17 protein-coding genes, 1 tRNA gene and 1 pseudogene are annotated in these 22,899 nt (G+C 69.5%); 9 read left to right on the forward strand and 10 right to left on the reverse strand.

What is annotated here, in order from left to right:
- Positions 1 to 8 precede the first annotated feature (8 nt).
- Complete coding sequence (locus ACQ5SO_RS02425) at positions 9 to 2,906, forward strand: site-specific DNA-methyltransferase (protein WP_430939974.1); 2,898 nt, start codon at positions 9 to 11, stop codon at positions 2,904 to 2,906.
- Between the two features lie 394 nt (positions 2,907 to 3,300).
- Positions 3,301 to 5,316, forward strand: coding sequence for a UvrD-helicase domain-containing protein (locus ACQ5SO_RS02430; protein ID WP_430939975.1), 2,016 nt, complete (start codon positions 3,301 to 3,303; stop codon positions 5,314 to 5,316).
- Between the two features lie 25 nt (positions 5,317 to 5,341).
- Here the strand turns inward: ACQ5SO_RS02430 and ACQ5SO_RS02435 are convergent, their stop codons facing one another.
- Both ACQ5SO_RS02435 and ACQ5SO_RS02440 read right to left on the reverse strand, forming a co-directional pair.
- Positions 5,342 to 7,081, reverse strand: a complete 1,740-nt coding sequence (locus ACQ5SO_RS02435) for a pentapeptide repeat-containing protein (protein WP_430939976.1) — start codon at positions 7,079 to 7,081, stop codon at positions 5,342 to 5,344.
- Positions 7,082 to 7,136: 55 nt separating this feature from the next.
- A pseudogene (locus ACQ5SO_RS02440) lies at positions 7,137 to 7,820 on the reverse strand (NACHT domain-containing protein); the annotation flags it as partial.
- Here ACQ5SO_RS02440 and ACQ5SO_RS02445 point away from each other — a divergent pair.
- The 4 genes from ACQ5SO_RS02445 to ACQ5SO_RS02460 all read left to right on the forward strand — a co-directional run bounded on the left by ACQ5SO_RS02445 (position 7,737) and on the right by ACQ5SO_RS02460 (position 10,224).
- Positions 7,737 to 8,354, forward strand: coding sequence for a hypothetical protein (locus ACQ5SO_RS02445; RefSeq protein ID WP_430940055.1), 618 nt, complete (start codon positions 7,737 to 7,739; stop codon positions 8,352 to 8,354). The pseudogene ACQ5SO_RS02440 and the gene ACQ5SO_RS02445 overlap by 84 nt on opposite strands.
- Positions 8,355 to 8,498: 144 nt before the next feature.
- On the forward strand, positions 8,499 to 8,699 hold the full coding sequence (locus ACQ5SO_RS02450) for a helix-turn-helix transcriptional regulator (protein WP_430939977.1): 201 nt from the start codon (positions 8,499 to 8,501) through the stop codon (positions 8,697 to 8,699).
- A 4-nt stretch (positions 8,700 to 8,703) separates the two neighbouring features.
- A complete protein-coding gene (locus ACQ5SO_RS02455) occupies positions 8,704 to 9,114 on the forward strand; it encodes a helix-turn-helix domain-containing protein (RefSeq protein WP_430939978.1) in 411 nt (136 codons plus the stop codon).
- A gap of 69 nt (positions 9,115 to 9,183) precedes the next feature.
- On the forward strand, positions 9,184 to 10,224 hold the full coding sequence (locus tag ACQ5SO_RS02460) for a tyrosine-type recombinase/integrase (RefSeq protein WP_430939979.1): 1,041 nt from the start codon (positions 9,184 to 9,186) through the stop codon (positions 10,222 to 10,224).
- Here the strand turns inward: ACQ5SO_RS02460 and ACQ5SO_RS02465 are convergent.
- From ACQ5SO_RS02465 to ACQ5SO_RS02485, 5 genes are all read right to left on the reverse strand, one after another.
- Complete coding sequence (locus ACQ5SO_RS02465) at positions 10,206 to 12,047, reverse strand: 7-cyano-7-deazaguanine synthase (protein ID WP_430939980.1); 1,842 nt, start codon at positions 12,045 to 12,047, stop codon at positions 10,206 to 10,208. The two genes, ACQ5SO_RS02460 and ACQ5SO_RS02465, sit on opposite strands and share 19 nt — an antisense overlap.
- A complete protein-coding gene (locus tag ACQ5SO_RS02470) occupies positions 12,037 to 12,756 on the reverse strand; it encodes a hypothetical protein (protein WP_430939981.1) in 720 nt (239 codons plus the stop codon). The genes ACQ5SO_RS02465 and ACQ5SO_RS02470 overlap by 11 nt, the downstream gene beginning before the upstream one ends.
- Before the next feature lie 217 nt (positions 12,757 to 12,973).
- A tRNA-Lys gene (locus tag ACQ5SO_RS02475) sits at positions 12,974 to 13,049 on the reverse strand.
- Between the two features lie 162 nt (positions 13,050 to 13,211).
- A complete protein-coding gene (gene guaA, locus ACQ5SO_RS02480) occupies positions 13,212 to 14,774 on the reverse strand; it encodes a glutamine-hydrolyzing GMP synthase (RefSeq protein ID WP_430939982.1) in 1,563 nt (520 codons plus the stop codon).
- Between the two features lie 188 nt (positions 14,775 to 14,962).
- Positions 14,963 to 16,096 carry a fatty acid desaturase family protein gene (locus ACQ5SO_RS02485; protein ID WP_430939983.1) on the reverse strand — a complete coding sequence of 378 codons (1,134 nt, stop codon included), beginning with the start codon at positions 16,094 to 16,096 and terminating at the stop codon, positions 14,963 to 14,965.
- A gap of 383 nt (positions 16,097 to 16,479) precedes the next feature.
- On the opposite strand from ACQ5SO_RS02485, the gene ACQ5SO_RS02490 reads away from it, so the two are divergent.
- Complete coding sequence (locus ACQ5SO_RS02490) at positions 16,480 to 18,072, forward strand: trimethylamine methyltransferase family protein (protein WP_430939984.1); 1,593 nt, start codon at positions 16,480 to 16,482, stop codon at positions 18,070 to 18,072.
- Between the two features lie 181 nt (positions 18,073 to 18,253).
- Here the strand turns inward: ACQ5SO_RS02490 and ACQ5SO_RS02495 are convergent, their stop codons facing one another.
- A complete protein-coding gene (locus ACQ5SO_RS02495; RefSeq protein ID WP_430939985.1) occupies positions 18,254 to 18,643 on the reverse strand; it encodes a DUF6477 family protein in 390 nt (129 codons plus the stop codon).
- Positions 18,644 to 18,860: 217 nt separating this feature from the next.
- On the opposite strand from ACQ5SO_RS02495, the gene ACQ5SO_RS02500 reads away from it, so the two are divergent.
- Positions 18,861 to 20,075, forward strand: coding sequence for a DUF6456 domain-containing protein (locus ACQ5SO_RS02500; RefSeq protein WP_430939986.1), 1,215 nt, complete (start codon positions 18,861 to 18,863; stop codon positions 20,073 to 20,075).
- 175 nt (positions 20,076 to 20,250) lie between these two features.
- Complete coding sequence (locus ACQ5SO_RS02505; protein ID WP_430939987.1) at positions 20,251 to 20,892, forward strand: hypothetical protein; 642 nt, start codon at positions 20,251 to 20,253, stop codon at positions 20,890 to 20,892.
- 149 nt (positions 20,893 to 21,041) lie between these two features.
- Here the strand turns inward: ACQ5SO_RS02505 and ACQ5SO_RS02510 are convergent, their stop codons facing one another.
- Positions 21,042 to 22,133 (reverse strand): flagellar motor switch protein FliG, encoded by a 1,092-nt coding sequence (locus ACQ5SO_RS02510; RefSeq protein ID WP_430939988.1) that lies wholly within the window; start codon positions 22,131 to 22,133, stop codon positions 21,042 to 21,044.
- Positions 22,130 to 22,855 (reverse strand): flagellar type III secretion system pore protein FliP, encoded by a 726-nt coding sequence (locus ACQ5SO_RS02515; protein ID WP_430940054.1) that lies wholly within the window; start codon positions 22,853 to 22,855, stop codon positions 22,130 to 22,132. Before ACQ5SO_RS02515 ends, ACQ5SO_RS02510 begins: the two co-directional genes overlap by 4 nt.
- Between the last annotated feature and the right edge of the window lie 44 nt (positions 22,856 to 22,899).

A 22,899-nucleotide genomic window follows, 5' to 3' on the forward strand; every position in this document is an offset into this window, starting at 1 on the left:
ACCCCGTCATGACCGACAAGAAAACCCCCGTCTCCGCCATCGACCATGACGCGACCCGGGCGAACATCCCGACGCCCGAGCTTGAACCCGTCATGCACGCCGCCGACAAGGCGCCGATCCGCGTCGCGTATGAGCGCCGCAACCGCGATCTCGACCCCCAGCTGGTCTGGCGCGGCAAGGAACCGGAGCAGGACGCGCTCGAAGTTCAGGCCCCGCCGATCTATCTGCAGGAGCAGGTGCACCCCAAGGCGATCATCGAGGATCTGCGCGCGGGGCGGGCGCGGAACGGCGAGGGGGGCGGCGTCGACCTCTTCGACCATTTCGGCGTGACGGATGAGGACCGCGAGGCGGAGGTGGAGTTCTACCGCCACTCCAAGAAATGGTCGAACCGGATGATCCTCGGCGACAGCCTCGCGGTCATGGCCTCGCTGGCCGAGCGCGAGGGGCTGCGCGGGCAGGTGCAGGCGATCTATCTCGACCCGCCCTACGGGATCAAATTCAACTCCAACTTCCAGTGGTCGACCACGTCGCGGGACGTGAAGGACGGCAAGCTCGACCACCTGACGCGGGAGCCCGAGCAGGTGAAGGCGTTCCGCGACACCTGGCGGGACGGGATCCATTCCTACCTCGCCTATCTGCGCGACCGGCTGGTTGCGGCGCGGGACCTTCTGACCGAGAGCGGGTCCTGCTTCGTGCAGATCGGCGATGAGAACGTGCATCGCGTAAGGGCGCTGATGGATGAGGTGTTCGGGGAGGAGAATTTTGTTAGCAACATTGTGGTTCAGAAAACCTATGGCTTCTCAGCTGATGCCATTTCAAATGTCGCGGACTACATCGTTTGGTTTTCGAAGTCGCGTCAGAACCTGAAAGTGCGCGGTATCATGCGCGAAAAGCCTTTTGAGCTTGGATCGGGTAATGCAAGCTGGCTCTATCTGGATGATTTCACCTATCGCGGTGTTTCCGCAGCGGAAAAAGCGGCGGATGTACAGGTCCCGATTGGTGCAAAGCCATACAATCCTGACAATCTGATTTCTCAGGGTGCAGCACGCGAGCCGCAACTTTTTAGATACTGTGGCGTTTCGCAGGATCCGTTTTCCAAAAACTCTCATTGGAAAGCGAGTTTCCCCACAGGGATGACGCGACTGACCCGCGCTGGCCGCGTGCACGTTGCTTCAAACAGTTTCCGGTACCGGCGCTTTCATTCGGACTCAGGCGCGCTGCCGATTTCAAATCTTTGGACAGACACGGGTACTGGAAACTTTACAGATGAGAAGATTTATGTGGTTCAAACGGGCAGTAAAACGCTCGAACGTTGCCTCCTCATGACCACCGACCCCGGCGACCTCGTGCTCGACCCGACCTGCGGCTCGGGCACCACCGCCCATGTCGCAGAACAATGGGGCCGCCGCTGGATCACCATCGACACCTCCCGCGTCGCCCTCGCGCTCGCCCGCGCCCGGATCATGGGCGCGAAATACCCGTATTACCTGCTCGCCGACAGCGACGAGGGGCAGAAGAAAACCGCCGAGATCACCCGCGAAGCCCCCTCGACCCATTCCACCCATAACGACATCCGCCACGGCTTCGTCTATCAGCGGGTGCCGCACATCACGCTCAAATCCATCGCGAACAATGCCGAGATCGACGTGATCTGGGACCGCCTGCAGCCGGCCGTCGAGGCCGCGCGCGCGGATCTCAACGCCGCCCTCGCCGGCCACCCCGAGCCGCTGCCCATCGAGACCGGCGGGCGCAAAGGCGAGAAGGTCGATTTCCGCAAGACGGGCGAGGTCACGCTCCCTTCGGGCGAGCCCGCCCCCGCCGGCGGGCTGATGGAATGGGAGATCCCGCGTGAGGCCCCGCCCTCCTGGCCCGAACCCGCCCGCGCGGCCCTCGCCGCCTTCTGGGAGGCGCGGATCGCCCGGCAGCGGGAGATCGACGCCTCCATCGCCGCCAAGGCCGAGTTCGAGAACCTCTACGACAAGCCCTATGAGGACCGCAAAAGGATCCGCGTCGCCGGGCCCTTCACGGTCGAGAGCCTCTCGCCCCATCGCACCATGGCGGTGGATGAGGACGGCGAGATCATCGAGAGCCTGGACGCGGCGGGCGGCGCCCGGTCCCGCGGCGCGCGGGAGGCGGAGAACTACCAGGCCGCGATGCTGGAGAACCTGAAGAAGTCGGGGGTCCAGCAGGCGGACAAGAAGGCGCGGCTGAACTTCCACGAGCTGACGGCATGGCCGGGGGAATGGCTCTGCGCCGAGGCGCGGTACATGGAGGGCGAGGGTGAGGACGCGGTGGAGCGGAAGGCCGGCGTCTTCATCGGCCCCGAATACGGCACCGTGCAGCGTGCGGACCTCGTCGCTGCGGCGCGCGAGGCTGCGGATGCCGGCTATGACATCGTGATCGCCTGCGCCTTCAACTTCGATGCGCATACTGCCGAGTTGCGCAAACTGGGCCGCGTCCCGATCCTGCAGGCGCGGATGAACCCGGACCTGCACATGGCCGATGACCTGAAGGCGGGCGGCGGCAACCTGTTCGTGGTGTTCGGCGAGCCGGATATCGAGCTGGTCCCGGATGGGGAGATGTTCCGCGTCCGCCTGCGCGGGGTCGACATCTTCAAGCCGACGACCGGGGAAGTGGTAAGCTCCGAGCCTGACGAGATCGCCTGCTGGTTCCTCGACACCGACTACAATGAGGAAAGCTTCTTCGTCCGGCACGCTTATTTCCCCGGCGCGCAGTCCCCGTACGATGCGCTGAAGCGGTCGCTGAAGGCGGAGGTGGACGAGGAAGCGTGGGAGAGCCTGACGCGAACGGAGTCGCGCCCGTTCCGCCGGCCTGCCTCGGGGCGGATCGCGGTGAAGGTGATCAACCACCTCGGGGACGAGGTGATGAAGGTGATGGGGGTGTGAGGATGAGCCGAAGGGGGCATTATCTCGGCGGATCGGGTGTCGAGTCCGCGGCCCGATCCGAAGCCCAAGCGCGCAGGGAGCAGATTCAGCTCGAAAAAGAAAGCCGGCTTCGCTCACGGCATTACGTCGACAGGGGGCGAGACTATGTGGAGTTCCGAACTTTGCCCGAGCTAGTGGGAGATGTCTTGCACTGGGAGAGCATGCTCGAACTCCGGAGCCTGATGGCAAAAGAACTCGGTGAAGTCTACTCTCCGGGCGGGCGTACGGGGCGGATTTACCGTGAAATCGACGAACGCTACCCCGCGGCGCTTGCGCGACTCGAGCGGGAGGGGGCTCAGAACTGGATACGGTTTCACCATGACGCCCCAGCGCTCGCAAAGAGGCTTGGACTAGCGTGACCTTCCGCATCGCCGACACCTTCACAGCCGCTCTCGGCAATCTCTCCGCGCCCGAGCAGAAGGCCGCGAAGACCGCCGCCTTCGATCTCCAGATGAACCCTGCGGCCCCTGGTCTCTCTCTGCACCGCGTTGACCGCGCGAAGGACCCGCACTTCTGGACTGCTCGCGCCTCGCGCGACATCCGCCTCGTGCTGCACAAGGACGGTGGGAACACGCTGCTGGCCTGGGTCGGCCACCATGACGACGCGTACGCCTGGGCGGAGCGGCGGCGGATCGAGACGCATCCCCGTACGGGTGCTGCCCAGATCGTCGAGATCCGCGAGACTGTAGAGGACGTGGTCATCCAGCGCTATGTCGAGGAGGCGGTGAAGAAACCGCGCCTCTTCGCCGAAGAGCCGGACGAAACGCTGCTGTCCTGGGGCGTGCCTGAAGACTGGCTGCTTACCGTGCGCGACGCGACCGAGGACACGGTGCTCGACATCGCCGGACACCTGCCGCCCGAGGCTGGGGAGGCGCTGCTTCAGGCCGCTGTGGGCGAACGCCCGACCCCCGTCGCGGCCACTGCAGCCGACCCTTGGTCACATCCTGACGCGGTGCGCCGCTTCAAGGTCATGGAGAACGAAGAGGAGCTCGCAGCCGCGCTTGAGGCCCCATGGGAGCGCTGGGCGGTATTCCTGCACCCGGCCCAGCGGGAGTTCGTCGAGCGAGACTTCAACGGTCCCGCGAGGATCATCGGCTCGGCCGGAACCGGCAAGACCGTGGTCGCTTTGCACAGGGCCGTGCGTCTCGCGAAGGAGGCCAAGGGCGAAGCGGTGCTGGTGGCGACCTTCAGCCCGGTGCTCGCCGAGGGGCTGGCGCACAAGCTGGACCTGCTCGCCACGGGCGACCTGCGGCGGCGCCTGCGGGTAGGGGCGTTGCCGGACGTGCTGGAGGAACTGCACGCGGACCTGCTCGGCCCCGCGGAGATCGTCGAGGATGATCATGTCGCCGCACTGCTGGAGGACGCCGCCGCGGCGCTGGGCGTGTCGGTCTCGCCGGAATTCCTTCAGGATGAGTGGCGGCTGGTCGTCGACGCATGGGACGTGCGGGATGGCGATACCTACCGAGACCTTCCCCGGCTGGGCCGCAAGGTGCGCATGGCGCAGCGGCGGCGGGATGAATTGTGGGCGGTGTTCGCCAGGGTCCGTGGGGCGCTCGAGGCGAAGGGGCTCGCGACCCGCGCCCGTGCGCATCACGATCTTGCCCGCCACTTGGCAGAGACCGGCGAACATCCCTTCGCCGCCGTGGTGGTGGATGAGGCGCAGGATATCTCGGTTTCCGAACTCCATGTCCTCGCCGCGCTCTCGGGTGGTCGGTCCAACGCGCTGTTCTTCGCCGGGGATATCGGCCAGCGCATTTTCCGCCCGCCCTTCCCGTGGAAGCTGGCAGGGGTGGAGATCGCCGGCCGCTCCCGCTCGCTCAAGGTGAATTACCGTACGTCGCAGCAGATCCGGGCCCGCACCGACCTGCTGCTTCCGCCCTCCATCCTCGAAGCCGATGGTGGCGAGGACCGACGACGCGGAGTGGTGTCGCTGTTCGAGGGCCCCGCGCCGGAAATCGCGGTGTTCGAGAATGCGGAGGCTGAGGCAGCGGCCGCCGCGGCTTGGCTCCGCGCGGCGATGGAGACGGGGATCGCCCCGGCGGAATGCGCCGTGCTCTACCGTGGACCGCTTCAGGCGGCGCGGGCGCAAGCCGTGGCCGTCGCTGCGGCGGGCGGTGGTCCGCGGCCGCGGGTTCTGCCCATGCACGACGCGAAAGGGGCTGAGTTCCGAGCCGTCGCGGTCATCGCGCTCGACGCGGGCGCGCTGCCGGACGAGGCGCGGATCGCGACCGCCGCGGACGAGGCCAGCCTCGAGGAGATCCTCGCCACCGAGCGCCACCTGCTCTACGTCGCGGCGACCCGCGCGCGGGAGCGGCTGCGGCTCTCAGCCGTCGCGCCGGCGTCGGAGTTCTTCGACGATCTGCGGAAATAGCGGCAAGCGCCGTGCGTCCGCGGCCTCATGGCTCTTCCGTCGTCCAATGCGCCGGGCGAGTGAGGTGATCGGGCAGGTGGGTATGGGCGTCGCCCTGCGCCGTGTCGATCTGCGCCTGTTCAAGGCCAACGGTTTTCGATATAATCGCGGATTGCAGCCGAGCGGAGTCAATGTGCAGCCGGCTGCAATCCGCCCCGCGCAGGTCCGCCCCGCGCAGGTCCGCCCCCCGCAGGTCCGCCCCCCGCAGGTCCGCCCCCCGCAGGTCCGCCCCCCGCAGGTCCGCCCCCCGCAGGTCCGCGTCCCGCAGATCCGTCTCCCGCAGGTCCGCCCCCTGCAGGACCGCCCCCTGCAGGCCCGCCCCCCGCAGGCCCGCCCCCTGCAGGTCCGCCTCCCGCAGGTCCGCGCCCTGCAGACCCGCCCTCTGCAGGTCCGCGTCCCGCAGGACCGCCCCCCGCAGGACGGCGTCCCGCAGGTCCGCGTCCCGCAGGTCCGCGTCCTTCAGGACCGCCTCCTGCAGGACCGCGCCAAGAAGAGCCAAGTTGGAGAGATCGACCGCTCTCAGCACCCGAACGCCTGCGCCGGGAAAGGCCGCCTCGATCCCGGCCAGCGCGCGATAGCCGGGCATGTGGGCTTCCGCGTCCTTCGCGCGCCCTGCCGGAATCGGCCGGAACCGGCGGCGGGTCTCCTCTCCCGGCCCCGTGGCGTCCGCGGCGGCCGAGCAGATGGCGTAGAGCGCGGTGAGCGCGCAGCGATGCCGAGCCGCCAGCGTCGTCCAGTCGTCATCCGCGGTGGCGCGCTGGTGCACCGGCAGGCCGTCGGCGACCGCGCGCTGCAGGAAGGGCTCCAGCGCCGCCACCGTCCCGGCGGCGTCGCCGAAATGCTCGCGCCTGAGGTAGCCCATCAGCTCCCCGGAGATCTCTCCCATCCCGATCAGGTCGATCCAGCGTGGTGCAACCTCCTCGAAACTCTCCGACTCCTCGCCAGACAGGCTGGCGGCGAAGGCGCGGGCGGCGGAGGCGAGGGCGCGGGCGGCGAGGTATTCGCCGAAGCTCTTGTGCACGAACTCGAAACCGGTCCCTTCGCCGAACTCCGCGCGGGTGTAGAACTGAACCGCCACGTTCTCCAGCCGCGCGGCAGGCACGTCCTTCAGCCGGTTGCGGCGGGCGCGGGTCCCGTGCACGCGGCGGATGCGGTCATAGGCGTCTTCGCGTCCCGTGCGCAGGTTGCCCTGCCAGGCGGCGAGGCCGAGGCATTCGACGAGATGAAGGAAATCCTCCTCCTCCCGGATGCCGGCGTTCGCGGCGTGGTCCTTTTTGGCATTGCGTTTCCAGACCTCCCGAAAGATCGAGTCGTAGACGAGATTGGGGTTGTCCCGCGCCGTCTCCCAGTTTGATCCGCAATATTCGGACAGCATGAACAGGTAGAGCAGCAGGGGTTCCGCGTTCAGCTCCTCCATGTTGTCGTCTGTCACGCCCCCGGGCGGGTCCGCGGGGGCGTGTTCCGCGAAGGGTTGGGACCTTGCGTAGAACTCCGCGCGCTGATCCTTTTCGGCGAGCGCTTCGCCCCCGGCGATTTTGCGGATGTCGCGGCCGTCCGAGAGCGGGTTCTGGTCGAAGCGTCGGGACTGGAGCGTCAGCGGACGAAGCGGTGCGACATGCAGCATCCGCCCCTCCTCGCCCAGGTGGCAGGCCTGCAGCGCGGTGCGGCAGGCATGGGACCGGCCGAGCACCACGGCGCGCAGGGGGCGGCCGCGCCAACTCGACATCAGCCGCTCCAGCGCCTGGAAGAAGCGGGTCGCGTGACCCTCTCCCCTGGTCGCTGTGGGACAACTCGTCCAGCCCGTCGAAGATGAGGACCAGCGGCACGCCATCCTCCGTCAGCCAGGCGAGCGGATCGCCCGGAAGCCCCTCGCCGCCATCGGCAAGGGCCGGGGCGTGGCGCGAGGCGAGATGCGCGGTGAGGGCGGTCTTCAGGTCGTCCTGCATCTTCAAGTGCTGCAGCCGGACCAGAAGCACCCGGCGGCGCGGCCCCTCCCGGCGCGCCTTGTCGATCAACTCGACCGCGAAGGCGCGTGCGAAGCTCGACTTGCCGCAGCCGGGCGTGCCGGCGATGACCTTCACCGGCTGGCCGTCGGGATCGTCGATCCAGCGGTGCATGGCGTCGTGGAGCGTGTCCACGTGGACGTCCCATGTCCCCCCGTCGTCGCGGTCATCCCCGCGCCCCTCCTTCACCCGGGTATGCCCGCAGCAGCGCAGCGGCAGGTAGGTTCGGGCGAGGGTCACGCCGCTCTTCGGCGTCTGGGCGAAGATCGGCTCGCGGTCCCAGAGGCCGCGTATCCAGGCCTCGTGCCTGGCCCAGTCGAGTTCACGCCGGGCGGAGACGCCGGGGGCGCCGAGCAGCTGTTCGTGGAGCGATCTGTAGTGCTCGGGTTCTTCGAACTGGACCCGGCCGCCGTGGAGGTCGAGGCAGCGGTCGAAGAGGGCGTGCATGGCCGGTTCGGTCATGCCGTGCCCGGGGGAGACGCTGTCGAGGAGGCCGGGCAGGGCGGCGCGGGCGGCATCGAAGACCTGGCAGGCGGACGGCGACGTGAGGTGATGCGGCGCCAGTTGCGCCTTTGCGGGAAAGGCAGCCGCCTTGGTCACGAACTCGGCTTGAGCTTCGCGCAGCTGGCGTTCGGAGAGTGCGGTGAGCAGCCGCACATCCTCACGCAGCATCCGGCCGGTCGCCTCTGCGATGCAGATCACCGCTCACTCGCCCGCGAGCTGTTCGAGCGTCATGGGCTTCAGGGACTCCGGCCCGCGGGCCTTTTTGACCGCTTTGAAGACGCTGACGAAACGACCATCGGCGAGGGCGACAAGACCGTCGAGAACGGCGTCGTAGACTTTCTGCCAGTCGGTCGATTGTGCGGGGTTTTCGAAGGAAATCATGCGGCGCTCCGGATTCGTCTTGCAGCATCATGGGGCGGTGCGGCTGGGCGGCAAAGAGGTGAACGCAACGGATCAAGCGCGGCGGCGTCACGGTTAGCGGGCGTCGTTTGAGTGTTTTCAGAGGCTTGGCGGTCGCTCCCGTCACAACTTCCCTCGGCCCTGTCTACATCCCTGCGCCCTGTCGAAGGCCATCATGTTCTGCAGAAGCCCGGTGCATCGAACCGCGCCCGGCAGCAGCAGAACGAGGCCTCGGACATGCAGAACCTCACGCAAGACCAGCTCGCCGCGCGCTGGGCGATCTCCCCGCGCACGCTGGAGCAGTGGCGCTGGCGGGGCGTCGGGCCCCGCTACCTGAAGATCGGGGGCAGGGTGATCTATCCGCTCGACGAAGTGGAGGCCTACGAGGCCGCGCGGCTTCACCAGAACACCGCTGGGCCGCTCGGGCAGGAGGGCTGAGGCCATGGCCCGCCCCACCGCCCACCGCATCAAGCGCCACCAGATCTACACCGTGCACGAGGCGGCCGAGGCGACCGGCCGCAATCCGCGCACCCTCCGCAGGTGGATCACCGCCGACGGTTTGCCCGCGGATCGCTCCGCCAAACCCTGGCTGATCCGCGGCGAGGATCTCAAGTCCTGGCTGATCGAGCGACGGGCGCGGGGGCACGTCGTCCTCGGTCCTGCCGAGATCTGGTGCCTGCCCTGTCGCCGCGCGATCCACCCCGCGGGCGGCATGGCGGAGTACCGGGCCCGCACCGATGCAGGCGGCATGCTGATCGGCATTTGTCCCTGTTGCGAACGGCTGGTGCACCGCGCCGTCAGGGCCTCCGACCTGCCGCTCTTCGCATCCCGCATGGACGTGACGCGCGCATAGCGCCCGGCACGATTAAAGGGCGCCGCCGGTCGCCCCGTGCATGTCCCCTTCAAGGCAGGAGCTGAAACCATGGCGAAGACGCCTTCCAGGAACACCCGCATCAAGCGCGCCTACCTCGTCTGGTTGAAGGAGGCGCGCGGCCTCTCGGAGACCAGCGTCGACCGGGCCGCGGCATCGCTTTCCCGGTACGAAGCGCAGACCCGCGGCGGCGATTTCGGGGCGCTGCACCCGGAGAAAGCGCGGGCCTTCAAACGGGCGCTGGAGGCGGAGAGGACCGCGCAGGGCAGGCCGCTCTCGGCCTCCTCGGTCGACGGCACGCTGCGCGACCTGAAGGCGTTCTTCCGCTGGCTCGCGGATCAGCCCGGTTATCGGTCGAAGGTCCGGCATTCGGATGCGGACTATTTCACGCCTTCGAAGCGGACCACGAAAGCCGCGCATGGCGGCGCCTGGCGGGCGCACCCGTCTCCCGAGCAGGCGCTGCACGCCCTGCGCCTGATGCCCGCCGCGACGCTGCTGCAGCGGCGGGACAGGGCGATCCTCGCGACGCTCCTGCTGACCGGGGCGCGGGACGGGGCGCTGGTGACGTTGCGGCGGGGCAATCTCGACCTGCCGGGGCGCTGCATCCATTTCGCGGGGCAGGGCGTCGAGACCAAGTTCGGCAAGCGCTTCACCACCTGGTTCTTCCCGGTGGGGGCGGATGTCGAGGAGATCCTGGGCGCTTGGGACCGCGAACTGTCCCATGACCTGCTGTTCGGCCCGGGCGATCCGCTGTTCCCGCGCCAGAAGGTCTCGCGCGGCGCGGGCGGTTTCGAGGCGGATGGCCTGGATCGAGCGCCGTGGTCCGGGACGGCCCGGGTCTCTTCGATCTGCCGTGGGGCGTTCGAGGCCGCCGGCCTGCCGCCCTTCACCCCGCATCTTCTGCGCAAGACGCTGGTGGATCTCGCACAGCGGCACTGCGCGACGCCGGAAGCGTTCAAGGCCTGGAGCCAGAATCTCGGGCACGAGGACGTGCTGACGACGTTCCGCAGCTACGGCGCCGTGTCGGCCGGGCGGCAGCGCGAACTGCTCCTCGGGATGGGCGGTGATGATCTTCAGGTTCTCGACGACTGAGCCCGCATCACCACCCGCACGCGGTCCGGGTTCAGCCGGTATCCCCGCCAGGGGAGGTTTTCGAGGACGTCGCCCTCGGCTGGAGGGGCGAGGCCGCGTTTGATGGCGAGGGCCGCGATGTCGGCGCGCAGGCGATTGATGCGGCGGCGCACAGTGGCTGCCTCGACACCCCATTCGGTTTCGAGCGTCCCGGCAGCGATCAAGGGATGATCCTCCGGCTCCAGGCCCTGGCCCATCGCCTCGAGATGGCGCTGGGCGAAGAAGCGAAGGATGGCGGCCGAGGTGTTGACGACGGTTCCGAGACCCGCGATCTCGACCTGCTTGGTCGATGGGCCGATACGCAATTCGAAAGTCTCCGCATTCGGCGCCGCTTCGGGCTCGATGCGGCGCGGCTCCGACGTCGCTCCAGAAAGGCGTGCCTGCCCCAGCATGGCGATCAGGCTCTCGGGGTCGGCTTCGACCTCGCCGGTCATCACGCGAGAGAGCGCCTTCTGGGCCACGCCGCTGACGGCGACGCCGTGCCGCCGGTGCATCTCGAACAGCCTTTGGCCGACCACGTCCGCGGGACCGTGCAGCCAGGCGGTCGCGCGTGCGGTCTCGCCGAAGCGGGCGATGAACGCGCCGGGCGTCTTGGTGGCGAAGGTCTCGGCATTCCGCGCGTAACCAAGGGCGATCTCCCGGTCCGGCAACGTGCGGCGCGGACCCAGCAGCGGGTCGACCTCGTAGGCCTCCTCCGGGTCTGCCGCATCGAGACCCGCCGCCAGCATCGCGAACCGCCGGTCGATGCACTGGGAGCAGAGCCCGCAGTGGGAATGCGCCCGGGTCATGTTGCGCACGTCGGCGCAGCTGCGCGTCGCGCGGATCAGGTCCTCGGCGCCGAGATCGCGGATCAGGGTCACCACGTCCGTCTTGGTCTTCCAGAAGAAGGGATTCTCCACCGGCATCGGTCGGCCAAGCGCGAGGGTGAGCAGGTCGCCGAACATCGCCAGCGCCTGCGGGTGGGTCGAGCGCGTGGCCCGCGTGCCGATCACCTGGCCCGAGGGCGGCAGGTTCATGCTCACCACGCCGTTCTCGTAGAAGCGCACCGCGCCGATCCCGTGCGCTTGCGCGAGGCAGGCCGCCGCCGCGGCGAAGAACAGCGAACGGGTCCGGTGGGTCGACTCCCGGGTCTCGCCCTCCTTGACGTTGAGGCCCACCGGGGCGTGCAGCAGGCGGCCCTCGCCGACCTGGCTGCGCAGGGCGCGGACGAGCGTGTCCTGCACCTTCTGCACCTTGGTCGCCGAGCGGGCGCTGACCAGCAGCACGCGGCGGTTCTGCGACAGCGTCTCCTCCAGCGCGCCCGCGAGGCTGTCGAGCCCGCCGGAGAACAGAAGCGCCGCGTCGGGCGCGAACCCGCCTTCAAGGCCGGGCATCGGCTCCTGCACCGGGGCGGGGGCGCGCCCTTCCTCGAACTCGAACCGGCACTGGTCCTCGGAGATGAGCGCGATGATCGCTTCGAGCTTCGCGGCGACCTCCGGCCGGTTCCAGAACGCCGGGTCTCGGACCGGCAGCACGAAGCGCATCCGCCGCCGCCAGCCCCGTCCCAGCCCGGGATCGGTCGCATCGCCGCGCGGGAGCATGGCGTCGGCGGCATAGATCCAGGCGGCGATTTCCAGGAGGTCGCGCACGTGGTCGCTCGCCTCGACCTCTGCGCGGGCCAGCAGGCCCGGGTCGAGCGTCGCGAAAGCCTCGCGGCCGTTGACGTCGAGCAGCAGCCGCCGTTTCGCGCCGCTGGGCGCCGCCCGGTCGCCGCGGATCAGGACTTCCGCAGGTTCAGTGGGCATCTTGCCGGCGCCCCAGCTCGGCCCGGATCTTGCGGAAGGCGACGGCCGCGAATTTCCCCGCCGCCTCGCGCGACAGGTCGCCGTCACGCCAAGCGGTCTTGCCGTACCATCCCCCGAGGAAGTCCCGCACGATGCGCGAGGTCTCGATGCAGTGGGTGGTGAGGGCCTCGTCGAAGGCCCGCCGCTGCATGTCCGACGCGAAGCGCTTGTCCGGGCCGATATGGTTCGCAAGCTCCCGGCTCAGGTGCCAGTCGAGCGTGCGCCGGGTGAGGTTGGCGAAGAAACTGCGGGAGAGTTCCGCAAACCTGTCCCCGGATGCGCAGCGCCCGAGCGCCCGGCGCAGGTCGGCGGGATCGGGTTCGAACAGCCCCGGCAGCTGCGGGCCGAGCGTGTCCACGAGGCTCTCCACCAGCGCCAGCCGCGCCATCTCGCCGAGATCCGAGCGCATGCCGCGGACGCCCGCGTCCCTGTCCAGCGCATCCGTCACCGCGCCGGTGAGCTGCAGAAGCGTCGGCGCGTCGGTGACTTCGACGCCGAGCATGCGCAGGTTCTCGACCCAGCCGGGGGACCGTGCGGCAAGAGGAAGATTGGCGAGCAGCCAGAACGCATCCCCGAAGGCGGGATCTTTCGCGGCCTGTTCCAGAACCGAGTCGGCTGCATCGGCCGAGGCGCGGGCGATTTCGTCCACGGGCGCGCCGGCGCCGAGCATCCCGACGACCTGACGCCACTTCCGCGACCGCGGCAACGTACCGAGGCGGACATGTCCCATACGCAATTCCTCCCGCCTTCACGGTGGGGGCTGCGAATGGGACGGGGCAAGTGAAATCGCGGCGCCGATGCTTACCCCGTGCTTACCCGGGGGCCTCGGCGTGCAGGCAAAAAAACGGGGCCAGGTGCGCAACCGCCTGACCCCGCGTCTTAAATCTTGGTGGGTGATGTAGGGCTCGAACCTACGACCCGCTGATTAAGAGTCAGCTGCTCTACCACCTGAGCTAATCACCCGTTGGCGCGGTATCTACCCGCCGGGGCGGGGGGCTGCAAGAGCGATTTCGACATTTTCGCGACAAACTTCAACCCGCCTCGGCGCGACCCTGAACGGGCCTCCCGGAACGCGAAAGGGCGGACCCGAAGGCCCGCCCCTGCGCCTCGCCATGGCGGCGAAGATCACTCCCACTCGATGGTGCCCGGGGGCTTCGAGGTGATGTCATAGGCCACCCGGTTCACGCCCTCGACCTCGTTGATGATCCGGGTCGAGGTCTCGGCCAGGAAGTCATGGTCGAAGCGGTACCAGTCGGCGGTCATGCCATCCACGGACGTGACCGCGCGCAGCGCAAGCGCGTAGTCATAGGTGCGCCCGTCGCCCATCACGCCGACGGTGCGGACCGGCAGCAGGGCGGCGAAGGCCTGCCAGATCTCGTCGTAAAGCCCGTGCTTGCGGATCTGGTCGAGATACACCGCATCCGCCTTGCGCAGGATGTCGAGCTTCTCGCGCGTGATCTCGCCCGGGCAGCGGATGGCGAGGCCCGGCCCCGGGAAGGGGTGGCGGCCGACGAAGGCGTCGGGCAGGCCGAGCTCGCGCCCCAGGGCCCGGACCTCGTCCTTGAACAGCTCGCGCAGCGGCTCGACCAGCTTCAGGCCCATCTTCTCGGGCAGGCCGCCCACGTTGTGGTGGGACTTGATGGTGACCGAGGGGCCGCCGGTGAAGCTCACGCTCTCGATCACGTCGGGATAGAGGGTGCCCTGGGCCAGGAACTCGGCCCCGTCGATCTGGTCGGCGTATTTCTGGAACACGTCGATGAAGAGCTTGCCGATGGTCTTGCGCTTGACCTCGGGGTCCGACACGCCCTCGAGCGCGTTGATGAAGAGGTCCTGCTCCTCGGCGTGGATCAGGGGGATGTTGTAGTGGTTCTTGAACAGCTCCACGACCTCGTCCGCCTCGCCCATCCGCATCAGGCCGTGATCGACGAAGACGCAGGTCAGCTGGTCGCCGATCGCCTCGTGGATCAGGACCGCGGCGACCGAGGAATCCACGCCGCCCGAGAGGCCGCAGATCACCTGGCGGTCGCCGACCTGCTCGCGGATCCTGGCGATGGCCTCGTCGCGATACGCGGCCATGGTCCAGTCGCCGGAAAGGCCGCAGATGCCCCGGGTGAAGTTCTTCAGGATGCGGGCGCCGTTCGGGGTGTGGTGCACCTCGGGGTGGAACTGCACCGCGTAGAAATGGCGCGAATCGTCGGCCATGGCGCCCTGCGGCGCGCCGGTGGAGGCGCCGATGACGTGGAAGCCCTCGGGGACGGCGGTCACGCGGTCGCCATGGGACATCCACACCAGCTCCGAGGAGCCGACATCGGCCAGCCCCTCGAACAGCGGGTGCGCTTCTTCGATGGTCAGGAAGGCGCGGCCGAATTCGCGGTGATGGCCCGATTCCACCTTGCCGCCGAGCTGTTCGACCATGACCTGCTGGCCATAGCAGATGCCGAGCACGGGCACGCCGAGCTCGAACACCGCCTGGGGCGCGCGGGGGCTGCCGGCGTCATGCACCGAGGCGGGCCCGCCCGAGAGGATGATTCCCTTCGGGGCCGCTTCGCGCACCTTGGCGTCGTCGAGGGCGTTGAAGGGGTGGATCTCGCAGTAGACGCCGCTTTCGCGCAGGCGGCGGGCGATCAGCTGCGTCACCTGGGAGCCGAAATCGACGATCAGGATGAGGTCGTGCTCTGCTCGGGTCATGGGCGGCTCCGTGGCGGGGGTGGGATGTTGCGCCGCCTATACCCGCATTTTCGCCCCGACGGAACGCCCCGGCGGCGGTTTTCGCCGCCGGGACGCGGTTTTCGCGGCGGCCGGGCCGCAGATGGAAGGCGGTCGGATGGCCGACGGATGGTCGTCGGATGGCGGTCGGGCCGCGCGCCGGGCCGGGCTCAGGCCGCGATCGGCCGCGGCTTGGCCTCGGCGGCCAGCGCCTCGGCGTTCTCGGGCTTCTTCGCCATGTTGCGCAGGTGGCGGTAATGCCCGGCCACCATCTCCAGCATCGACATCTTGTGATAGGGCAGCCCGTCCTTGCCCGCCTCTTCCTCGAGGATCGGCGAGATCTCGGTATAGAGCGTGTGCGGGATCTGCGGCATCAGGTGGTGCGAGGTATGGGCGTTCAGCCCGCCGAAGAAGAACGCCGCGACGCGCGAGGTCGGCGCCCAGTCGCAGGAGGTCATGATCACGTGCCGCCCCCAGTCATGGGCGATGCGGTTGTCCTCATCCGCCACCGGGAAGGCCGCGTCCTCGTGGATATGGGTGCCGATCAGGATCATCGTCAGCATCGTGGAGGCCGCCGAGGTCGCCAGCAGGTAGGTCCCGAGCCAGGGCCAGAAGCCGATCTCCATGACGAAGAGCGGCGCGGTGGCGAGGCAGAGGTGGATCGCCTTGTTGCCGAGGAAATAGGCCGTCTGGCGCGGGGTCGCCCAGGTCTTCGGATCGGTCCTGCGCGCGATGGCGAGGCTGAACCAGTCCATCACGTAGACCCGCAGCGGCAGCGCGAGGCCGTAGAGCACCGGCGCGTAGAAGGGCTGGAAGCGGTGGATCGGCAGCCACGGGTGGTGCGGCGTCATCCGCAGCAGGATCGTGGCGTCCACGTCCGTGTCCGCGCCCTCGAGGTTCGAGAACATGTGGTGGTTGTGGATGTGCCGGCGCCGCCACAGGTGCCCGGACATGCCCAGCACCCCGAAGGTGAAGACGGTGGCGAGGTCGTTCACGAGCTTGCTCTTCGACGCCGCGCCATGGGTCGCATCGTGCCCGAGATTGATCGGCAGCATGGTCAGCGCGAGGGCGGCGAGGATGGCGAGGCCGACGGTGCCCCAGCCGGGATCGGAGGAGATCATCGCCCAGTAGGCGAAGGCGCCGATGACGGCCCAGAGGGCGGCCTTCATCCAGATCGCCCGGCGGGCGGCGGCTTCGCCCTCGGTGACGAGGGCGCGGGTGCGGGAACGGACGCGGTCGAGGAACGAGGGGGGTGTCGGCGTCTTGAAGCGGTAGCGGCGCGGCGTGGGCTGAGCCTGCATCATCGGGAGAGACTCTCTGTAACGAGGGGGATGCTTGAATGAATACGTATTTCGAGGACGAGCGGAAGCCCTTTCGTCATCAAGTATGCGTTTGTTCGAATCCTGTTCATCACCAGCGCAGTTGCGATCTATAGATTGTTTCCGTAACGGCAGTTCTGCCGCAGGCGGCGTCCCGGCGGCGGCGCCCCGGCGGCGGCGCTCGCCCGGCGCGCGTCCGCGCCCCGCGGCCCCGCCGCGCCCCCCGCATGTCGCGAGCGGACGCTGCGGCGGCGGTTTCCGCCCGGCCCGCCGCCGCGCGCTCGCCTAAAAGGGACGGTGACGCAGGATCGCTTTCCGGCGGTCGCCGGCGCGCGCTTTCGACAACGCATACGACAAGGAGTTGGGCCATGGCGGACGGCTCGGACCACGTGGACATCCCTGAATCCGGCGACGCGGCCGGCGGCGGTCGCCGCCGCGGGCGCGCGGGCGGCGGCGGCGGCGCGGCCCGCCGCGCGGCGCGCACGGCCCGCAAGGTCGAGGCGGTCCCCGCCATCAACCGCCGGATCCCGACCATGGAGATCCTGTCGGAAGAGGGTCTGGCCACCATCGAGTACAACGCCGAGACGGTGCTCGAGGAAATCGGCGTCGCCTTCGTCGACAATCCCGGCGCGCTGCAGCGCTGGCGCGAGGCGGGCGCGGATGTCCAGGGCGAGCGCGTGCGCATCCCCCGCGGCCTCGCCCGCAAACTGTGCGAGACGGCCCCGTCGCAGTTCATCCACCACGCCCGCAACCCCGCGAACTCGGTCACCATCGGCGGCGATTCGCTGGTGCTGGCGCCGGTCTACGGCCCGCCCTTCGTGCGCGACCTGGAAAAGGGCCGCCGCTACGCGGTGATGGAGGACTTCGAGAAGCTGGTGAAGCTGGGCCAGATGTCGAAATGGCTCCACTCCACCGGCGGCACGGTCTGCGAGCCGACCGACATCGCGGTCAACAAGCGCCATTTCGACATGCTGATGGCGCACATGACCCTGGGCGACAAGCCGTTCATGGGCTCGGTCACCGAACCCTCGCGCGCCGCCGACAGCGTCGCGATGTGCGAGATCCTGTTCGGCGAGGAGTTCGTGCGCGAGAATTCGGTGATGACTTCGCTCATCAACGTCAACTCGCCGCTGACCTTCGACGCCACCATGACCGGCGCGCTTGAGGTCTACGCCGCCGCCGGGCAGGCCTGCATCATCTCCCCGTTCATCGTCGGCGGCGCCATGGCGCCGGTGTCGGTCGCGGGCACGCTGACCCAGGTGGTGGCCGAGGTGCTGGCGGGCGTCGCCTACAGCCAGCTGATCCGTCCCGGCGCGCCGGTGATCTTCGGCGCCTTCGTGACCTCGATCGACATGGGCTCGGGCGCCCCGACCTTCGGCACCCCCGAGGCGACCAAGATCCTGTGGGGCGCGGGCCAGTTCGCCCGCCGCTACAACCTGCCGTTCCGCTCCGGCGGCTCGCTCTGCGGGTCGAAACTGCCCGACCAGCAGGCGGGGATGGAGACGGCCAACACCCTGAACGCGGCGCTGATGGGCGGCGTGAACTTCATGCTCCACGCCTGCGGCTGGCTGGAAGGCGGCCTGGTGTCGAGCCTCGAGAAATTCGTCATCGACGCCGACCAGCTCGGCGCGCTGCACGCGCTGGCCAAGGGGATCGACCTGTCCGAGAACGGTCTCGCCCTCGACGCCATCCGCGAGGTCGGCCCGGGCGGGCACTACCTCGGCTGCGCGCACACCCAGAACAACTTCCAGGACGCGTTCTGGCGCTCCGAGACTTTCGACAACAAGCCGTTCGAGACCTGGTCGGAAGAGGGCGCGCGCGACACGTCCCAGATGGCCGCGGACCGGGTGAAGAAGATGCTCGGGGACTACGAGGCCCCGCCGCTCGACCCGGCGATCGCCGAGGCGCTGCGGGACTACGTGGCGCAGCGCAAGGCCGCGATGCCCGACGCCTTCTCCTGAGGGCGCGGGCGCGCCGGGCGGGTCCCGGCGACAGTTCAGAACGGGGCGTGACGCCCCCGGACCGGCCCCATCGCGGGCCGGTTTTTCTTTGTCCGCCCCGCGTGGAGGGGCGGCGTCGCGGTCGTGTCGGCGCGCGGCCCCGTGGGGGCTCTGAAGCGCGCGGGGGTCCGTGGCGGCGCGCTCAGTCCGCCTTGCGCGCCTCGGCCAGCGCCATCGACTCGGCCACCAGCGCCGACAGGATCTGCACGTGGCGGCGGGCCGAGTAGCCCGCGGCGCCGGCGCGGCGGTCCTCGTCGATCTGCGCCTCGATCCCCAGCAGCCGCGAGACGATGTCCCCGCCGCGGCGCGGGCCGGTCATGCCGGGCAGGGCGCCGGTCAGGTCGCGCTCGCGCCGGTACATGCGCGCGCCCTCGCGGGCGGCGCGGGCGAGCAGGCGCGGGCGGCGCAGCAGGCTGCCTTCCGCAGAGGCCGCGGCGTTGTCGGCACGGTTTCGCGGCCCCGCGTCTTGGAGCGCGGCAGAGGTTGCGGCGACAGTTTCAGAAGCGGCGTCGAAGTCGGTGGAATGGAACATGACTTCCTCCTTTCGAGGTGTGCCCCTTCATCCTGACTCCACCAATGCGGGTGTTGCGCGAAAATCGTCATCACCGCGCGATGGGAAAATCAATCCAACAGAATGCGTTATCGAACGCAGCTCATAGACCAGTTTTACAAAGCTGGTTAACCTGCGATTCACGAATCAACCATAGCGTGAAATTGCTTCAAATTATCGGACAAGCTGGACAGCCGGCATGCACAGCCAAATCGCCCTCGAGGGCTGCATCCACGCCGTGAGGCGAGTCTACGGTCCCGGAACGGACCCGAGGCGGCTCGCCGAAGCGGAAGACTACATCGCCCACACCGTCGGGGGCGTCGCCATGCGCGACCTCGCCCGGCGCCGCGGCGTTCACCCCTCCACCGTCATGCGCACCGTGCGCCGGCTTGAAACCCGGCGCGACGACCCGCTGCACGACGTGTTGCTGACCGAAGCGGAAGCCCTGCTGGCCCGCTCGGGCGGCGCAGAAGCTTACGCACAGACCATGGAGACAGCGTTGCCCCAGATTTCCGTCACCGACAGCGCCGCCGATCCCGCTTCCCCCCGCGCCGCGCAGGACGCGGACAAGGCCCTGGAGAAGGACGCGCGCCGGATCCTGCGGCGGCTGAGCGAACCGCGCGCCTTCCTGGCCATCGCGCAGGGGGCCGAGAGCGCCTGCGTCTTCCGCCCGGGGCCGGAAGGGCCCGTCACCCTCGCCAAGCTGCCCGCCCGCAGCGCCGCCGCCATGGCCGCGCGCGACTGGATCGGCTGCGCCCATCGCGGGCGGAACCTGGCGAAATACGAGATCACCGAGGCCGGGCGCGCCTGGCTGCGCCGGGCGCTGGCCGGGGATGGCGACGCGCGTCGCCGCGCGGCCGAGCGCGGCGGGGTCGAGGCGGCGATGGAGCTGGCCGAGGGCCCCTCGGTCTTCGCCCGCCAGCACCAGGTCGCCGGGTCGCGCCGCGTGGTCGACGACCAGGGCGCGGCGCGCGAGATGCAGGTGAACATGGGCGAGACGCCGCTCGGCTGGCTCGCCCGGCGCAAGGGCGCCGACGGCCGCCCGTTCCTGACCGCCGAAGAGGTGGTGGCGGGCGAGCGGCTGCGCGAGGATTTCGAGCGTGCGCAGGCGGGGCCGAAGATCGCCCAGGACTGGTCGCGCTTCCTCGCCTCGGTCGACGAATCCGCCCGCGGCGCCGGGCGCGGCCCGGCCGAGGGCCCGGCGGCGGCGCGCGAGCGCCTCGCCCAGGCGCTCGAGGCGCTGGGCCCGGGGCTGAACGACGCCGCCCTGCGCGCCTGCTGCTTCCTCGAGGGGCTCGAGGCGACCGAGCGGCGCATGGGCTGGGCCGCGCGCTCGGGCAAGGTGGTCCTGAAGATCGCCCTCGGGCGGCTCGCGCAGCATTACGGCCTGTCGGGCCTGCGCGCCGCGGTCTGACCCCGCTGCGCCTGCGAAGGCGCGGCCGCCCGGCGCGGACGCAGCGCCCGCAAGGATCGGGGCAGGGCGGCGCGACATCCCGTCCCGCCCCGCCGCCCGCATCGCGGCAAGGTTATGTTGCAATGCAGCACGGTTGTGTTATGGATACTCCATGCAGCACACCCGGAGTCACGCCATGCAAATCGACGCCGTTTTCCCGACCCCGCTGATGAAGCGCGAGGACGAGACGCTTTACGACTACTGCCTGAGCTTCTCGCCGGCCGCGCCCTTCTTCGGCGTGCCGTACCGCTTCGCGGAGATGTTCAAACCCTCCGCGCTGGGCGACATGACCCCCAAGTCCATGTTCGCCGGTTTCGCCGCCTTCTCGCCCGCCAGGGGCGAAGAGACCATCGTCGAGCCGCCGGTCGAGGCCGAGGCGATCGTCGAAGAGGTCGAGGAGGCCGTCGAGGCCGTCGCCGCCCCGGTTGAAGAGGCCGTGGAAGAGGTTGCGGAAGAGACCGTCGCGGCGGTCGAGGAGACGGTCGAGACCGTGGCCGAGGAGGCCCCCGAGGCCGACCTGTTCTCGACCCCCGCCGCCGCCGCGCCGGCGACCCTGTACGACGCCGCCCCCGCGATGATCGACGACCTGAAGCTTCTGAAGGGCGTCGGCCCGAAGCTGGAGGCCGAACTCAACGGGCTCGGCATCTACACCTTCGCGCAGATCGCGGAGATGACCGAGGCCAATCTCGAGTGGCTGGACGAGCAGATCAGCTCGGTCCGCGGCCGCCCGATGCGCGACGACTGGGCCGGCCAGGCCAAGGCGCTCGCCGGCCTCTGAGCCCTGTCCCGGCGCCGCCGCGCGCGGCCCGGACCCTCACGCTCCGCCTCCCGGCTTGCTGCTGGCCGGGAGGCGTTCGCATGTCCGGCGCGGGGGCGGGCGGCGCGCCCGGTCGGGCGCGCGCGGGGCAGGGCGCCCCGCCGCGGCGCTCACTCGTCGCCGCCATCCAGCTCGATGAGCTTGATCTCGCCCTTCTTGACCAGGGCCTGGATCGCCGCGACCACCTCGGCCTCCGCCGCCTCGCCTTCCTTGCGCCGCACGTCGGGCATGGCGGCGAGATCCTCGCGGTAGCGTTCGGCCAGCCGCTTGGCGACATTGCCGAGGATGAATTCGACCGCCGGGTCGTCCCGCGCCATGGCCGATTTCATCGCGGTCATGAACACGTCTTCCTCGACGCCCTTGACCACCTTGCCGATATCGCGCGCACCGACGCGGCTGGCGATGTCCGAGAAGGTGAACATCACCCGCTGCACTTCCTGCGCCAGGCGCGGGTTCTCTTCGCCCATGTGCCCCAGCATGGTGTCGCGCACCGAGGAGGAGACGTGGTTCATCAGCCCCGCGATCAGGTCCGCGGGCTTGCGGGCGCCCTGGGTGCGCTCCATCACGCTGACGAAATCGCGCTCGATCACCTCGCGGATCTGGTCCATCGCCGCCGGGTCGGGGGTGGGGATCCGCGCCATGCGCATCACCACGTCCTGGGCGAAGTTCTGGTCGAACCGCTCCAGCACCCGCGCGGCCTGGTCCGAGCGCAGCTTGGTCAGCACCACGGTGGCGAACTGGGGATGCTCCATCGACAGCCAGCCGGCGAGCGAGGCGTCGGCGGCATCGGCGAGCTTGAGCCAGATCGACCGCCCGCCGCGCCCGTCGAGGTCCTCGAGGATGCGGTTGACCGAATCCCCGTCCATCACCTGCCCGAGGAAGCGCTTCGCCTCGTCCATGCCGCCGCGCACCGACATCTCGTCGCCCAGCGTCTCCATGAAGTTGCTCAGCACCACGTCGACCACGTCGTGCGGGATCTCGCGCATCCGGCTGACGGCGCGGGCGAAGCGGCGGATGTTGTCCTCGCCCAGGTCGCGCAGGAAGGCCGAGGCCGTCTCCGGCCCCAGCGCGATCAGCACGATGGTCGCCTTCTCGGGCCAGGTCAGCGACTCGGCGCTCGGCGCGACCGAACGTTTCTGCGCCTCGGCCTGGGTCAGCGCGGGGGGCGGGGGTTCGGACAGGACGGCGGGCAAATCGTTCATGACGTGTATCCCCGGACGAGGGCGCCCGCGAGCAGCGTCCAGCCGTCCGCGAGCACGAAGAATGCGAGTTTGAACGGCAGCGAGACCACCGCGGGCGGCACCATCATCATGCCCATCGACATCAGCACCGAGGCGACGATCAGGTCGATCAGCAGGAAGGGCAGGAAGACGAGGAACCCGATCTCGAACGCGCGGGTGATCTCGGAGAGAAGGAAGCTGGGCACCAGCACCGACCAGGGCGGCGGGCCGTCGAGGGGCGCGGGCCGCGGGGCGGTCGCGGCCATCTCGGCCAGCGTGCCGGGCGCGGTCCGCGCCTCCATGAAGGCGCGGAACGGGACCAGCGCATCGGCCAGGCCCTGTTCAAGCGGCGCATTCCCCTCGATCGCCGGCTGCGCGGCGGCCCAGGCCTCGAGGAAGATCGGGTCCATGACGTACCAGGTCAGGAACAGCGCGAGGCTGACGATCATCATCGAGGGCGGCGCCTGCTGCACGCCGATGGCCTGGCGCAGGATCGAGAGCACGGTGACGATGAAGGGAAAGCAGGTGAGCGTCACCGCGATGGCGGGAGCGAGCGAGAGCAGCGTGACCGCGCCGAGGATCTGCAGCGAGCGCAGGGTGAGCGGCGCGTCGCCGAGGTTCACGGCCACCTCCTGCGCGGCGGCGGGGCCGGCGAGCAGGAGCGCGCCGGCGAGCGCGGCGCTGGGCGCGGCGCGGGCCGCGATGCGGCGCGCGGCCCGGGGCGGGATCCCGGGCGCGCGCAACGCGG

This window comes from Rhodovulum sp. DZ06, from assembly GCF_050586345.1.
In the GTDB taxonomy this organism is placed as follows: domain Bacteria; phylum Pseudomonadota; class Alphaproteobacteria; order Rhodobacterales; family Rhodobacteraceae; genus JBOCEF01.